General features: G+C 64.8%; 12 protein-coding genes. 6 read left to right on the top strand and 6 right to left on the bottom strand.

Going from position 1 to position 12,961, the window contains the following annotated elements; translation table 11 throughout:
* The first annotated feature begins 118 nt into the window (after positions 1 to 118).
* Both B0T39_RS01725 and B0T39_RS01720 read left to right on the top strand, forming a co-directional pair.
* Positions 119 to 1,519, top strand: a complete 1,401-nt coding sequence (locus tag B0T39_RS01725) for an L-serine ammonia-lyase (protein WP_081544523.1) — start codon at positions 119 to 121, stop codon at positions 1,517 to 1,519.
* A gap of 87 nt (positions 1,520 to 1,606) precedes the next feature.
* Entirely contained in the window at positions 1,607 to 2,137 is a 531-nt protein-coding gene (locus tag B0T39_RS01720; protein ID WP_081544522.1) for a GNAT family N-acetyltransferase, read from the top strand.
* Here B0T39_RS01720 and B0T39_RS01715 read toward each other — a convergent pair.
* The 3 genes from B0T39_RS01715 to B0T39_RS01705 form a co-directional block, all read right to left on the bottom strand.
* Positions 2,125 to 3,297, bottom strand: a complete 1,173-nt coding sequence (locus B0T39_RS01715; protein ID WP_081544521.1) for an MFS transporter — start codon at positions 3,295 to 3,297, stop codon at positions 2,125 to 2,127. The genes B0T39_RS01720 and B0T39_RS01715 overlap by 13 nt on opposite strands.
* A gap of 88 nt (positions 3,298 to 3,385) precedes the next feature.
* A complete protein-coding gene (locus B0T39_RS01710; protein ID WP_081544520.1) occupies positions 3,386 to 3,787 on the bottom strand; it encodes an RNA-binding S4 domain-containing protein in 402 nt (133 codons plus the stop codon).
* The gene (locus tag B0T39_RS01705; RefSeq protein WP_141111038.1) at positions 3,787 to 4,443 is read right to left on the bottom strand and encodes a fumarylacetoacetate hydrolase family protein; all 657 of its coding nucleotides are present in this window, start codon (positions 4,441 to 4,443) and stop codon (positions 3,787 to 3,789) included. Before B0T39_RS01705 ends, B0T39_RS01710 begins: the two co-directional genes overlap by 1 nt.
* Positions 4,444 to 4,786: 343 nt before the next feature.
* On the opposite strand from B0T39_RS01705, the gene B0T39_RS01700 reads away from it, so the two are divergent.
* Together B0T39_RS01700 and B0T39_RS01695 are read left to right on the top strand one after the other, a co-directional pair.
* Entirely contained in the window at positions 4,787 to 6,487 is a 1,701-nt protein-coding gene (locus B0T39_RS01700; protein ID WP_439896876.1) for a PHA/PHB synthase family protein, read from the top strand.
* 300 nt (positions 6,488 to 6,787) lie between these two features.
* Positions 6,788 to 7,966: an acetyl-CoA C-acetyltransferase gene (locus B0T39_RS01695; RefSeq protein WP_081544517.1), complete on the top strand. Its 1,179-nt coding sequence runs from the start codon at positions 6,788 to 6,790 to the stop codon at positions 7,964 to 7,966.
* Positions 7,967 to 8,029: 63 nt separating this feature from the next.
* Here the strand turns inward: B0T39_RS01695 and B0T39_RS01690 are convergent, their stop codons facing one another.
* Both B0T39_RS01690 and B0T39_RS26070 read right to left on the bottom strand, forming a co-directional pair.
* Positions 8,030 to 8,395, bottom strand: a complete 366-nt coding sequence (locus B0T39_RS01690; protein WP_081544516.1) for a DOPA 4,5-dioxygenase family protein — start codon at positions 8,393 to 8,395, stop codon at positions 8,030 to 8,032.
* 299 nt (positions 8,396 to 8,694) lie between these two features.
* Entirely contained in the window at positions 8,695 to 8,823 is a 129-nt protein-coding gene (locus B0T39_RS26070) for a hypothetical protein (RefSeq protein WP_254894466.1), read from the bottom strand.
* Between the two features lie 195 nt (positions 8,824 to 9,018).
* Here B0T39_RS26070 and B0T39_RS01685 point away from each other — a divergent pair, with 195 nt between their 5' ends.
* Complete coding sequence (locus B0T39_RS01685; RefSeq protein ID WP_217806185.1) at positions 9,019 to 10,806, top strand: aminopeptidase P family protein; 1,788 nt, start codon at positions 9,019 to 9,021, stop codon at positions 10,804 to 10,806.
* Between the two features lie 41 nt (positions 10,807 to 10,847).
* Positions 10,848 to 11,780: a LysR family transcriptional regulator gene (locus tag B0T39_RS01680; protein ID WP_081544514.1), complete on the top strand. Its 933-nt coding sequence runs from the start codon at positions 10,848 to 10,850 to the stop codon at positions 11,778 to 11,780.
* Between the two features lie 207 nt (positions 11,781 to 11,987).
* Here B0T39_RS01680 and B0T39_RS01675 read toward each other — a convergent pair whose 3' ends face one another.
* On the bottom strand, positions 11,988 to 12,959 hold the full coding sequence (locus tag B0T39_RS01675; RefSeq protein ID WP_081544513.1) for a polysaccharide deacetylase family protein: 972 nt from the start codon (positions 12,957 to 12,959) through the stop codon (positions 11,988 to 11,990).
* Between the last annotated feature and the right edge of the window lie 2 nt (positions 12,960 to 12,961).

The raw sequence follows: 12,961 nt of genomic DNA, 5'->3' as shown, positions 1-12,961 counted from the left end.
CGCTGGCAACCCCGGCGCCACAACCATGTGAAACCATGACAACGACAATAATAAGGACGGCCCAGGCCATCCTCACAACAACCCGCTTAGCGGGACACAGCCCTTAAAGAGAAGCATTATGGCCATCAGTGTTTTTGATTTGTTCAAGATAGGCATCGGCCCGTCCAGCTCCCACACGGTTGGACCGATGCGCGCCGCGCGCCAATTCATCGCCCGGCTGGAAAAAGACGAGTTGCTGACTCAGACCGCCAGCGTGCGCGCCGAGATGTTCGGCTCGCTGGGCGCCACCGGCAAGGGCCACGGCACCGATGTCGCGGTCTTGCTGGGACTGCAGGGCGAGCAGCCCGACCTGATTGACACCGATGCGGTGGACGGCATGCTGGCCGCCATCCGCGCAGACAAAGCCGTCTCGCTGCTGGGCAAACAGACCGTACCCTTCGTCGAAGGCGAGCACCTGATTCTGCACAAGAAGAAAACCCTGCCCTATCACCCCAACGGCATGATTTTCGAAGCCTTCGACGCCGCCGGCGCCAGCCTGTCCAAACGCGCTTATTATTCGGTGGGCGGCGGCTTCGTGGTCGACGAGGCCGCCATCGACGCCGGCTTCGTGCCGCCAGGCGTCACCGAGCTCAAGCACCCGTTCAAGAGCGCGGCGGAATTGCTGGCTTTGTGTCAGCGCCACGGCAAATCCATCAGCCAGATCATGTTGGAGAACGAACTGGCCTGGCGCAGCGAGGAACAAGTACGCGCCGAGCTGCTGAAAATCTGGCAAGTGATGCAGGACTGCGTCAAGCGTGGCTGCGAACGCGAAGGCATCCTGCCCGGCGGCATGAAGGTGAAGCGCCGCGCCGCCGACATGCACCACAAACTGCTGGCCTCGCCCGAGGCGGCGCTGCGCGACCCGCTGACGGTGATGGACTGGGTCAATCTGTATGCGCTGGCGGTTAATGAGGAAAACGCAGGCGGCGGCCGTGTGGTGACCGCGCCCACCAACGGCGCGGCCGGCATCATCCCGGCGGTGATGCACTATTACGCCCGCTTCGTGCCCGGCGCCAGCGACGACGGCATCGTGCGCTTCCTGCTCACCGCCGGCGCCATCGGCGTGTTGTTCAAGCTCAACGCCTCCATCTCCGGCGCCGAAGTGGGCTGCCAGGGCGAAGTGGGCTCGGCCTGCTCCATGGCCGCGGGCGCCTTGGCCGAAGTGCTGGGAGGCACCCCGGAACAGGTGGAAAACGCCGCCGAGATCGGCATGGAGCACAATCTGGGCCTGACCTGCGATCCGGTGGGCGGCCTGGTGCAAGTGCCCTGCATCGAACGCAACGCCATGGCCTCAGTCAAGGCCATCAACGCGGCGCGCATGGCGCTGCGCGGCGACGGCCAGCACTTCGTGTCGCTGGACCGGGTGATCAAAACCATGCGCGACACCGGCATGGACATGAGCACCAAGTACAAGGAAACCGCTCGCGGCGGCCTTGCCATCAACGTCATCGAGGTGCCGGTGAATATTGTTGAGTGCTGAGCCGCTGGCCTGTTAGCATCAAAGCCGATGGCGTTTGTGCGCCGTCGGCTTTTTTTACGACCTCATCCCGCGAAATCCGAACCAGCCATGCATCACATCGCCACCGCCAGACTGCAACTGCGCCCGCTGCACGCCAGCGACGCCCCCTTCATGCTCAAGCTGCTGAACGAGCCGGCCTTCATCGCCAATATCGGCGACAAAGACGCCCACGATCTGCTCGGCGCCCTGCGCTATATCGAGGAAGGCCCGCAAACCAGCTACCGCAAGCACGGCCACGGCCTCTTGCTAGTCGAGCAGCTGGACGACGGCGCCCCGGTCGGCATCTGCGGCCTGGTCAAACGCGACGGCCTGGACTACCCGGACATCGGCTACGCCTTCCTGGAGCAATACTGGGGCTGCGGCTACGCCAGCGAAGCCGCGCTGGCCGCCATAGAACACGGCCGCGAGCAACTGGGCCACGCGGTGGTGGTGGGCATCACCGCTCCGCACAACCTGGCATCCATCCGCGTGCTGGAGAAAATCGGCCTGCTTTATCAGGGCCGTATCGAACTGCCCGGCATCGACGGCGACAGCTGTTACTTCGTGCCGCCGGCCTTGTTGAAAGATCAGTCCGCCTGAACAGACGCCGCCGGCCGCAACCAGCGCCGGCACAGCAACACGCCCAGCGCGGCGGCGACGGCAGACATCGCGAACGTCGTCGCCATGCCGCCGTGCGGCCACACCAGCCCGCCGATCAGACCGCCGGCGCTGCCGCCGACGCCAAACGAGGCGATGATGTACAAACCCTGGGCGCGTCCGTGGTGATGTGGGTCGAACATGCGGTGAATCAAGCCCACCGAGGCCGCGTGATGCAGACCGAAAGTCAGCGCGTGCAGCAGCTGCGCCCCTATCGCCACCCAGGCCAGTTGCGCCGCGGCGGCGATCAGCGCGAAACGCAGCGCCGCCGCCGCTAGCGACAACAGCATCAGCGTTTCCAAACGCGCACGCGCCATGATCTTGGGCATCAGCAGGAATATCGCCACCTCGCTGGCCACGCCCAGCCCCCACAGCATGCCGATCGCGCCTTGCTCATAACCCGCCTGCTTCAGCCCGATGGAAAAAAAGGTGTAGTAAGGCCCGTGAGCGAAGGCCATCAGAAAACAACAGCCAAACAGCGCCATCACCTCCGGCCGCCTCAGCGTGGCGGCGATAGGCGCAGACGGCCCGCTCTTGCGCTCAGCAACCACCTCCGGCACCCGCCAGGCCGCCGCCGCCACCAGGGCCAGCAAGGCGCACAGCGCCCAGGGCAGATTGCCTATGCCGATGCCGTCCAGCAGCAGGCCGCCGCTCATCGCCAGACAGACGAAGCCTATCGAGCCCCAGACCCGCACCCGGCTGTAACGCCCTGGCTGCGCGCGCGTCAGATGGGCGGTGCTGGCCTCCACCAGCGGCAGCGCCGCCGCCCAGAAGAAGTGGGACACCGCCAGGCTGACGAACACCCACCAGAAAGCGCGGTCCAGTCCCACCAGCAGGAAGGCCGCCGCCGACAGCAGCGACGTCGTCAGAATGATGGCGCGCCGGCGGCCGCGCCTGTCCGCCAGCCAGCCCCAGAAACCGGGTGCGACGATGCGCGCCAACGTGGACAAGGCCATCAACACCGAGATCTGCCAGGCGGAGAAGGACAGCGATTGCAGATAGAGCCCCCAGAACGGACTGAACAGGCCCTGAAAGGCGAAATAACTGAAATAGAACAGGCTGAACGGCAGCAGGGATACGGCGGGTGACGCGGCAGACGGCATGATGTAAAGCTCGGCCCTTAAACGGGCTCCTGGTTGAAAACGTAAAACGGCGCGCGGAAATGCCGCGCAGCAGACTTTGAACCGGCTCTCAGAACTGCCCTTTGAACTTGCCGATATCCCGGCGCGCCTTCTTGGTGGGACGGCCGTCGCCGTGCGGGAAACTGGCGCGCTCCGCTTTTAGCAGCAACTGCTGCTCGGCTCGCGCGCGTTGCGAGGCCTCGTCCTCGCGGTAGAGCAGCCGCGCCTCCTGCGCCGGGCGGCGCTGGGTGCTCAGCGCCAGCACCTCAACGCGGTACTCCAGCTGATTGATGCGCATCACTAGCTGGTCGCCCTCCTTGACCACCCGCGATGCCTTGACCTTGTCGCCGTTGACCTGCACACGCCCCAGTTCCAGAGCTTCGTGCGCCAGTTGCCGGGTCTTGAAGAAACGAGCCGCCCACAGCCATTTGTCGAGACGGACCTTGCCGTCGTCCTCGCCTGAGGCCGCCATCAGAGCACGCTCCATTCGGCGGAGGCCAATCCATCCAGCTTCAAGCTAAGCTTGTCACCGGAGCGCACCGCGGCCACGCCTTCCGGCGTGCCGGTATAGATCAGATCGCCGGCCTGCAGGCCGTAGGTCCGCGACAGATAGGCGATGATGGCCGCCACCGGGAACAACATCAAGCCGGTGTCGCCTTGCTGACGCAACTCCCCGTTGACACGCAATTCGAAGCTCAGCCGCTGAGGATCGGCCACTTGCTCAGCCGGCGCCAGCCTCGACAGGCAGGCGGCGGTGGGAAAACCCTTGGCCTTGGTCCAGGGATGGCCCTTGCTCTTGGCCGCCGATTGCACGTCGCGAGCCGTCATGTCCAGGCCAATGCCGTAACCAGCCACATGATCGAGCGCTTCCGATTCCGCAATATCGCAGCCGCCCTTGCCTATCAACAGCACCAGTTCGCACTCATGGTGAACGTCACGGGAATAGTCGGGCAGACGCAGTGGCTCGCCCTCGCCGGCCAGCGCCGAAGTCGGTTTCAGGAACACCAGCGGCTCGTCTTCCAGTGGGTTGTTCAACTCCGCCGCGTGCGCGGCGTAATTGCGCCCAATGCAGAAGATATTCCCCACCGCGACGTCCTCTTCGCCCAAGCGCGCCTTGAATGCCGTCATGACCATCCTTTCCCGTTCAGTCCAACGCCAATTGAATCTTCGCGATTATCCCATAATTTCCATCCTCCCGGCATGCCAGGCCGAAAGGACAGCTAGGCAGATTGTGCACTGCGGCAACAAGATGCGGCTTTCGACGCGCCTTATCGTCCTCCTCCCGGTGAAAATGTCATGCAACCCTGTTACAGTCATGGCGTACCTTGCGACCGCACACTTTGTTACACGGTCCAATGCAGGAAAGCTTCGATAACGCTTCGGCACGTTTCAGGAGACAGCTTTGACCCAAGAAAGTACAAACCCGCTGGATAGTTTCTTCGCCAGCCTATCCGAGGCCAACCAACAATGGATGCAGCAGTTCGTCAACAACCTGCCGCTGCCGCCGCAACCTGGAAATGCTGAACTGCCGCTGGCCAACGCCTGGGGCGCCATGCTCAGCAACGCCGGCCAGCTGTTCGCCTGGCAAAGCAGCTTGTATCAGCAGCAGATGAATCTGTGGTCTCAGTTCCTGGGCCAGGCGCCCGCCGCCAACGGCGACGCCTCGGCGAAAAAGGGCGATCGCCGCTTCGCCTCGCCGGAATGGGATGAACACCCGTTCTACCATTTCCTCAAGCAAGGTTATCTGCTCACCAGCAAATGGATGACCGAGCTGGTGGACAATGCCCAGCTGGAGGAAGAAGCCAAGGACAAGCTGGCCTTCGCCACCCGCCAATATCTGGACGCGGTCTCCCCCAGCAACTTCATGCTGACCAACCCCGACGTGATGAAACGGGCGATAGAGACCAAGGGCGAGAGCCTGGTCGACGGCATGAAGAACATGCTGGAGGATTTCCAGAAGGGCCATATCTCGATGTCGGACGAGAGCCAGTTCGAGATCGGCAAGAACATCGTGGTCACCCCGGGTGAGGTGGTGTTCCGCAATGAATTGATCGAACTGATCCAGTACACCCCCACCACCGGCCAAGTCTATGAAAAACCGCTGCTGATCGTGCCGCCTTGCATCAACAAGTACTACCTGATGGATTTGCAGCCGGACAACTCCATGGTCCGTCACTTCGTCGCCCAGGGTTACCGCGTGTTCTTGATCAGCTGGCGCTCGGCGGAACCAGAGATGAAGCATTTCACCTGGGAAAGCTATATCGAGAAAGGCGTGATCGCCGCGGCGGAAACCGTGCGCAAGATCAGCAAGCAGGACAGCATGAACGCGCTGGGCTTCTGTGTCGGCGGCGTGATCCTGACCACCACCCAGTGCGTGCTGCAGGCGCGCGGACTCAAATACTTCGATTCCACCACCTTCATGACCTCGCTGATAGATCACGCAGAACCGGGCGAGATCTCCTACTTCATCGACGAGAACCTGGTGGCCAGCCGCGAAGCCAAGATCGCCGCCGGCGGCATCATCAGCGGCAAGGAGATAGGCCGTACCTTCGCCAGCCTGCGCGCCAACGATCTGGTGTGGAACTACGTGGTCAACAACTATCTGCTGGGCAAGACGCCGGCGCCGTTCGACCTGCTCTACTGGAACAACGACGCGGTGGACCTGCCGCTGCCGATGCACACCTTCATGCTGCGCCAGTTCTACATGAACAACGCGCTGACCAAACCGGGTTCCATCACCCTGTGCGACGTGCCCATCGACGTTTCCAAGATCGACATCCCTGTTTACATCTTCGCCGCGCGCGAAGACCACATCGTGCTGTGGAGCTCCGCCTACTCCGGCGTCCACTACCTGACCGGCGCGCCGTCGCGGCGCTTCGTGCTGGGCGCCTCCGGCCATATCGCCGGCTCGATCAACCCGGTGACCAAGGACAAGCGCAATTACTGGGTCAACGACAAGTTGCCGGAACACGCGGACGCCTGGCTGGAAACCGCGGAAAGCCGCCCCGGCAGCTGGTGGAAGGACTGGGACGCCTGGCTGGCCCCTCAATCCGGGAAGAAAGTCGCCGCGCCCAAGAGCCTGGGCAGCAAAGACTTCCCGCCGCTGCAAGCGGCGCCGGGCAGCTATGTGCTGGCCAAGGCCATGCCCAGCGTGGTGGCCAGCCTGCAATAAGAACCTGTTTACGATCTGCTGCGCGTCGGCGATACGGCGTTGAAACCGAGCTCAAAATGCTCATGTACCACGTGTACATTCCGCTTTTTCGCTCGTTTTCGCCTTGTCTCGCCCTAGCTCGCGAGATCATAAACAGGCTCTAAGAAAAACTGTTCAAAGTCTGCCGCGCCTCGGCGGGATAGTTGGGCAAGGGCGTTGAAAGCCGCTTCGAAGCGCTTTAGCGGCTTCCTCGCCCCGCCGCCGGCGCGCTGGCCGACACACCGACCTTCGCGGTCACATTGAAGAGAGACGGAGAAAAACATGGAAGTCGTGATTGTCGCAGCAACCCGCACCGCCATCGGCAGTTTCGGCGGCGCGCTGGCCAAGATCCCGGCCCCGGAACTGGGCGCCACCGTCATCAAATCGCTGCTGGCCCAAACCGGCCTGAAACCGGAGGACGTCAGCGAAGTCATTCTCGGCCAGGTGCTGACCGCCGGCAGCGGCCAGAACCCGGCGCGCCAGGCCTTGATCAAGGCCGGCCTGCCGGTCACCACCCCGGCCACCACCCTCAACGTGGTCTGCGGCTCCGGCCTGCGCGCCGTGCATCTGGGCGCCCAGGCCATCGCCAACGGCGACGCCGACATCGTCATCGCCGGCGGCCAGGAAAGCATGTCCCTGTCGCCGCACATTCTGCCCGGCTCGCGCGACGGCTTCCGCATGGGCAACGCCCAGCTGATCGACACCATGGTCAACGACGGCCTGACCGACGCCTACAACGCCTACCACATGGGCATCACCGCCGAAAACGTGGCGGAAAAGTACGGCATCGGCCGCGAAGAGCAGGACGCGCTGGCTCTGGCATCGCAGCAACGCGCCGCCGCCGCGCAGAAAGCCGGCAAGTTCAAGGATGAGATCACGCCGGTGCTGGTGCCTCAGCGCAAGGGCGATCCGGTGGCCTTCGACAGCGACGAGTTCATCAAGCACGACGCCAGCGCCGAAAGCCTGGCCAAGCTGCGCGCCGCCTTCAAGAAAGAAGGCACCGTCACCGCCGGCAACGCTTCCGGCATCAATGACGGCGCCGCCGCCGTGCTGCTGATGTCCGCGCAGAAGGCGGACCAGCTGGGCCTGAAACCGCTGGCCACAATCAAGGGCTACGCGCTGACCGGCTGCGCGCCGGAAATCATGGGCATAGGCCCGGTAGCCGCCACCCGCAAGGCGCTGGTCAAGGCTGGCTGGAAAGTGGAGGAGCTGGACCTGGTGGAAGCCAACGAAGCCTTCGCCGCACAGGCGCTGGGCGTGGCACGCGAACTGGGCTGGGGCCCGGACAAGGTCAACGTCAACGGCGGCGCCATCGCGCTGGGTCACCCGATCGGCGCTTCCGGCTGCCGCGTGCTGGTCACCCTGCTGCATGAAATGCAGCGCCGAGACGCCAAGAAAGGCCTGGCCACGCTGTGCATAGGCGGCGGCATGGGCGTGGCGTTGGCGGTGGAACGTCGCTAAGCCGTTTCGCTCAGACAAAACCCCACCGGTTCCCGGTGGGGTTTTTGGTACTCGCGGGCAGGCTCAGCCCGAACGCGCGTTGTCGCCGTGTTGGTGCAGAAAGTCCATGTTCAACTCCAGCGGCGCGCCCAGCCACATGGCGAAATCGCTGTGGTCCTCGACATCGTCTCCGGTTAGCGGATGCAGCAGCGCGCTCAGCCCTTCCCGGTTCAACATCAGCCACGGCACGATCTCGCCAAACAAGGCCGGCGCGAAAGCGATCTGATAAGCGCCCACCGGGTGCGGCCCGTAAGCCTGCTCGCGCCAGCGTCCCAACTCCACCTCGAAGCGCTGCGCCACCGCCTCGCGCAGCCGCCGCGCAGCCGGCTGCTGCGCCGCGTTATAATAGACATGGGCGTGATAGCCCGTCACCTCGATTGCCTGTTGCATCGCCTGTCCCCCGCCCCCGCCGCGTTCACGGCGGCCGGCCCCGAATAAAGCCGGTAAAGCTATCGTCTCCGCCGAAAAAAATCAACAAGCATATTTTGGCGGCGCGCGCCTGCCCTTGATCCGCAAGCAATCCGCGCCAAACAAAAACCTCCTGGCCGCGATGGCAGGAGGTTTGGACGATTGGCCGGCCCACTGGCCGGCGTAGACGGTCACATGGACCGTGGAGGGTAACAACGCGCGGATCAAAACCAGCAAGGCGGTCGGCACATCAGGGCTGCCGCATCGCCACGGCGCTTGCCTTAGTGAGGAACAATGATGGGGACACCGTCCGGCCCGTGCTTTTTCTGATGTTTGGCCGCCCGTTTCTCTTTGGGCGTCATCAACGGCTGCTTCTTGGCTTCCTTGCTGCTGTGTCTTGATTTACTCATGATCAGCTCCTTGGCATGCATCGGCGGTGCCGATGCCGGCTCCAGTATAGACCTCTCAGCAGCGCTTGTGCCGACTCAAGAAATGACATGGCAATCATTAGCTATGCTCATACTCTTGCGCCCCGGTTTCATTAGCCACAGAATGCATGGCATACATCCCCCGGAGCCGGCATGAACACCCTCGCAACCCCGCAATTGGACACCATTCCGCAACGCATCGCCTCCTTGCGCGCCGCCATGAAGAACGCCGGCGTCGACGCCTGTCTGGTGCCCTCCTCGGACCCGCATTTGTCGGAATACCTGCCGGCACGCTGGCAGGCTCGCCAATGGTTGTCCGGCTTCACCGGCTCCATGGGCACGCTGATCGTCACCCGCGACTTCGCCGGCGTCTGGGCCGACAGCCGTTACTGGGTGCAAGCGGAGGCCGAATTGGCCGGCAGCGGCATCCAGCTGGTCAAAATCATCAGCGCCGCCAGCGCCGACCACCTGGGCTGGATCGCCAAAACCCTGAGCGCCGGCCAGACGCTGGCGGTGGACGGCGATTCGCTGGGCCTGGCCGCGGCCAAGGCGCTGCAAGCCGCGCTGGAACAGGCCGGCGCCCTCTTGCGCACCGATCTGGACCTGATAGACGCCATCGACCCGCAACGCCCGCCGCTGCCGGACGCGCCGGTGTATCAACATGAGGCGGCGTTCGCGCCGCAAAGCCGCGCCGATAAGCTGGCGCGCTTGCGCGCCGCCATGGACGAGGCCGGCGCCGACTGGCACTTCCTGTCCACGCTGGACGACATCGCCTGGAGCTTCAATCTGCGCGGCAGCGACGTCAACTACAATCCGGTCTTCATCAGCCACGCGCTGCTGAGCCGTCGGCAGGCCACCCTCTTCGTCGGCGAAGGCAAGGTTTCCGCCGAGCTGCGCGCCCAACTGGCGGCCGACGGCGTCGAAGTGCGGCTTTACGCCCAGGCCAAGCCGGCGCTCGCCGCCTTGCCGGCCGGCGCCAGCCTGCTGCTGGACCCGCGCCGCGTGACCCTGGGCCTGCGCCAGGCGGTCAATCCGGCCGCCCGCGTAATCGAGGCGATCAATCCCAGCACCCTGTTCAAGTCCTGCAGGACGGAGGAAGAGGCCGCCCACATCCGCGGCGCGATGGAACAGGACGGCGCGGCCCTGTGCGAGTTCTTCGCCTGGTTCGAAGGCGAGGTCAACCGCAGCCGCGTCACCGAGCTGACCATAGACGAGGAAATCACCGCCGCGCGCGCGCGCCGGCCCGGCTTCGTGTCGCCCAGCTTCGGCACCATCGCCGGCTTCAACGCCAACGGCGCGCTGCCGCACTACCACGCCACCGAAGCCGCCCACAGCGAGATCAAGGGCGACGGCTTGCTGCTGATAGACTCCGGCGGCCAATACCTGGGCGGCACCACCGACATCACCCGCGTGGTGGCGGTCGGCGCGCCGTCCGCCGAGCAGAAGCGCGACTTCACCCTGGTGCTGAAAGGCACCATCGGCCTGTCCATGGCCCATTTCCCGCGCGGCACCCTGTCGCCGATGCTGGACGCGCTGGCGCGCGCGCCGCTGTGGCAGCAGGACATCGACTTCGGCCACGGCACCGGCCACGGCGTCGGCTACTTCCTCAATGTGCACGAAGGCCCGCAGAGCATTTCCCGCGCGGTGCCGGACGCCAATATGGCGATGCAGGAAGGCATGGTCACCTCGATCGAGCCCGGCGTCTACCGCCCGGGCCGCTGGGGCGTGCGCATCGAGAACCTGGTGCTGAACGTGGCCTCGTCGCAGAACGAATTCGGCGACTTCCTGCGCTTCGAAACCCTGACACTTTGCCCCATCGACACCCGCTGCCTGGACTTCAACCTATTGTCCCGCGCCGAGGTGGACTGGCTGAACCAGTACCACGCCGAGGTGCGCGCGCGCTTGCTGCCGCTGGTGGACGGCGCGGCGCGCGAATGGCTGCTGGCCAATACCGAAACCATTTAAATCCCTCCCCGCCCGGGCGCTGCCGCGCCTGGGCCATTCACATGCTTGATCGACTCAACGACCTACGCCTCTTCCTCGACGCCGCCCAGCTGGGCAGCTTCTCCGCCGCCGGCCGCAAGCAAGGCCTGTCCCCCGCCGCCGCCAGCGCCTGCATCCAGCGGCTGGAGGCCGCGCTGGACAGCCGGCTGTTCCAACGCACCACCCGCCAGCTTCGGCTGACCGAGGCCGGCGAAGTCTTCCGCGACCACTGCCAGCGCGCGCTGGACACCCTTCAGCAAGGCCAGGACCGGCTGCAGCGCGAGCAGCGCGAACTCAGCGGCCTGATCCGGCTGTCGGCGCCGTCGGACCTGGGCCGCCACGCCTTGCTGGACTGCCTGGACGAATTCCGCCGCCTGCACCCGGCGGTGCATTTCGCCTTGCAGCTGGACGACACCCCGGCCGATTTGATCGGCGAGGACATCGACATCGCCATCCGCTACGGCCAGCCGGCGGACAGCAGCCTGATCGCGCGCGAACTGGCCGCCAGCCGCCGCGTGGTCTGCGCCGCGCCGGCGCTGCTGGCGCGCACCGGCACGCCCAGCCATCCGCGGCAGCTGGCCGAGCTGCCGACGCTGACCCTGGTCACCGGCGACGGGCCGATGCATGAATGGCCTTACCGCGAGCACGGCCAGCGCCGTGCGCTGCGGCTGGAGCGCGCGCAGCAGAGCAACGACGGCGAGGTGATCCGCCGCTGGGCGCTGCAAGGCCAGGGCTTCGCCTACAAATCGCTGCTGGACATCGCCGACGATCTGCGCCAGGGCCGCCTGCTCACGGTGCTGGACGAATACTTCACTGACAGCGCGCCGCTGCATCTGCTCTACCCCGGCCAGCGCGGCCAGCCGCTGCGCATTCGTCGGCTGATCGATTTCTTGCGCGAGCGGCTGTCGACGTTGCCGGCCACCGCCCTGCTACCGGAGGCCGGCGCCCAATTGTAAGAACCTGTTTACGATCTGCTGCGCGTCGGCGATACGGCGTTGAAAACGCTTTCAGAATGCTCATGTACCACCTGTACATTCCGCTTCTTCAACCGTTTTCGCCTTGTCTCGCCTTAGCTCGCGAGATCGTAAACAGGTTCTAAGAAAACCGCGGCGCGGCCAATGGCCGTCCCGCGGTTGTGGAACGCGACTCAAGACCCAAGGTTCTCAGTCTGCCGGCACTTTGTCCGCCTGCAGCGCGTAGCGCGCGATCTCGTCCTTGCGCATGAAGGCGACGCCGGCATGGCTTTGCGCATAGCGGATGAACTGCTCCAGCGCCTTGACCCGCGCCGGCGAGCCGGAAATGCGGTCGTGGGTGCTGATCGACATCATCCGCCGCCGCGAACCCGCCTCGGCGTAGAGCACGTCGAATTCGGCCTTCAGATCCGACAGATAAGCCTCATTGCTCAGCGCCGGCGAATCGAAACGCACGATGTCGTTGTTGCGCAAGGTATAAGGCACCACCACGAAGGGCTTGCCCTTGACCGCCACCGTGAACGGCTCGTCGCGGCTGACGTTGTCGATGTGATAGAGAAAGCCCAGTTGCTGCAGAATGCTCAGGGTATTGGGCGTGCCGCGCAGCCAGAAGGCGTTGAAGCCCACCGGCCGCGTGCCGGTGGCGCGCTCGATGCTGGCGATATTGGCGCTGTAGGCCGCCAGTTCCTGCTCCGGCGTCATCGGGTATTGCGGCTCCCAGGTTTGACCGTGCGCCGCCGCCTCGTGACCGCGCGCCACGATCTCGCGCGCCAGCCGTGGGCTGCGGTCCACCGCCTGCCCCACCATGTGCGAAGTCACCTTGACCCCGGTGCGGTCCCACAAGTCCAGCAGCCGCGGAATGCCCTCCTTCACGCCGTAGTCGTACCAGCTTTGCATCGGCAGATCCGCGTACTTGGGGTCCAGCGGCGGAAACGGCCCGCTGGCGCCGCGCTCCGGCTGCGCGCCGGCCTCGAACTGCATGGAAATCGAAATCGCCAGGCGGGCGCCGTTCGGCCAGAAGGCGCCGTCGCTTGTTGAAATTGCCGTCATTTTGCTTGCTCCTGTCGCCGCCAGCGCCGCGCCGTGCGCCAGCATCAGCGCGGTGCCGCCCGCGGCCGCGCCGGCCAGGAACTGGCGACGATTAATGGGTAGGGTATCGGACATCT

The sequence above is a fragment of the Chromobacterium haemolyticum genome, from assembly GCF_002081825.1.
Classification (GTDB): domain Bacteria; phylum Pseudomonadota; class Gammaproteobacteria; order Burkholderiales; family Chromobacteriaceae; genus Chromobacterium; species Chromobacterium fluminis.
This window is presented reverse-complemented; position numbering and strand designations above follow the sequence as displayed.

What these genes read in the sequence shown, in the direction of transcription:
- B0T39_RS01680 (WP_081544514.1), top strand. Translation starts at nt 10,848, where the DNA reads ATGCTTGATCGACTCAACGACCTACGCCTCTTCCTCGACGCCGCCCAG.
- B0T39_RS01705 (WP_141111038.1), bottom strand. Translation starts at nt 4,443, where the DNA reads ATGACGGCATTCAAGGCGCGCTTGGGCGAAGAGGACGTCGCGGTGGGG.
- B0T39_RS01715 (WP_081544521.1), bottom strand. Translation starts at nt 3,297, where the DNA reads ATGCCGTCTGCCGCGTCACCCGCCGTATCCCTGCTGCCGTTCAGCCTG.
- B0T39_RS01675 (WP_081544513.1), bottom strand. Translation starts at nt 12,959, where the DNA reads ATGTCCGATACCCTACCCATTAATCGTCGCCAGTTCCTGGCCGGCGCG.
- B0T39_RS01700 (WP_439896876.1), top strand. Translation starts at nt 4,787, where the DNA reads ATGCAGCAGTTCGTCAACAACCTGCCGCTGCCGCCGCAACCTGGAAAT.
- B0T39_RS01720 (WP_081544522.1), top strand. Translation starts at nt 1,607, where the DNA reads ATGCATCACATCGCCACCGCCAGACTGCAACTGCGCCCGCTGCACGCC.
- B0T39_RS26070 (WP_254894466.1), bottom strand. Translation starts at nt 8,823, where the DNA reads ATGAGTAAATCAAGACACAGCAGCAAGGAAGCCAAGAAGCAGCCGTTG.
- B0T39_RS01725 (WP_081544523.1), top strand. Translation starts at nt 119, where the DNA reads ATGGCCATCAGTGTTTTTGATTTGTTCAAGATAGGCATCGGCCCGTCC.
- B0T39_RS01710 (WP_081544520.1), bottom strand. Translation starts at nt 3,787, where the DNA reads ATGGCGGCCTCAGGCGAGGACGACGGCAAGGTCCGTCTCGACAAATGG.
- B0T39_RS01690 (WP_081544516.1), bottom strand. Translation starts at nt 8,395, where the DNA reads ATGCAACAGGCAATCGAGGTGACGGGCTATCACGCCCATGTCTATTAT.
- B0T39_RS01695 (WP_081544517.1), top strand. Translation starts at nt 6,788, where the DNA reads ATGGAAGTCGTGATTGTCGCAGCAACCCGCACCGCCATCGGCAGTTTC.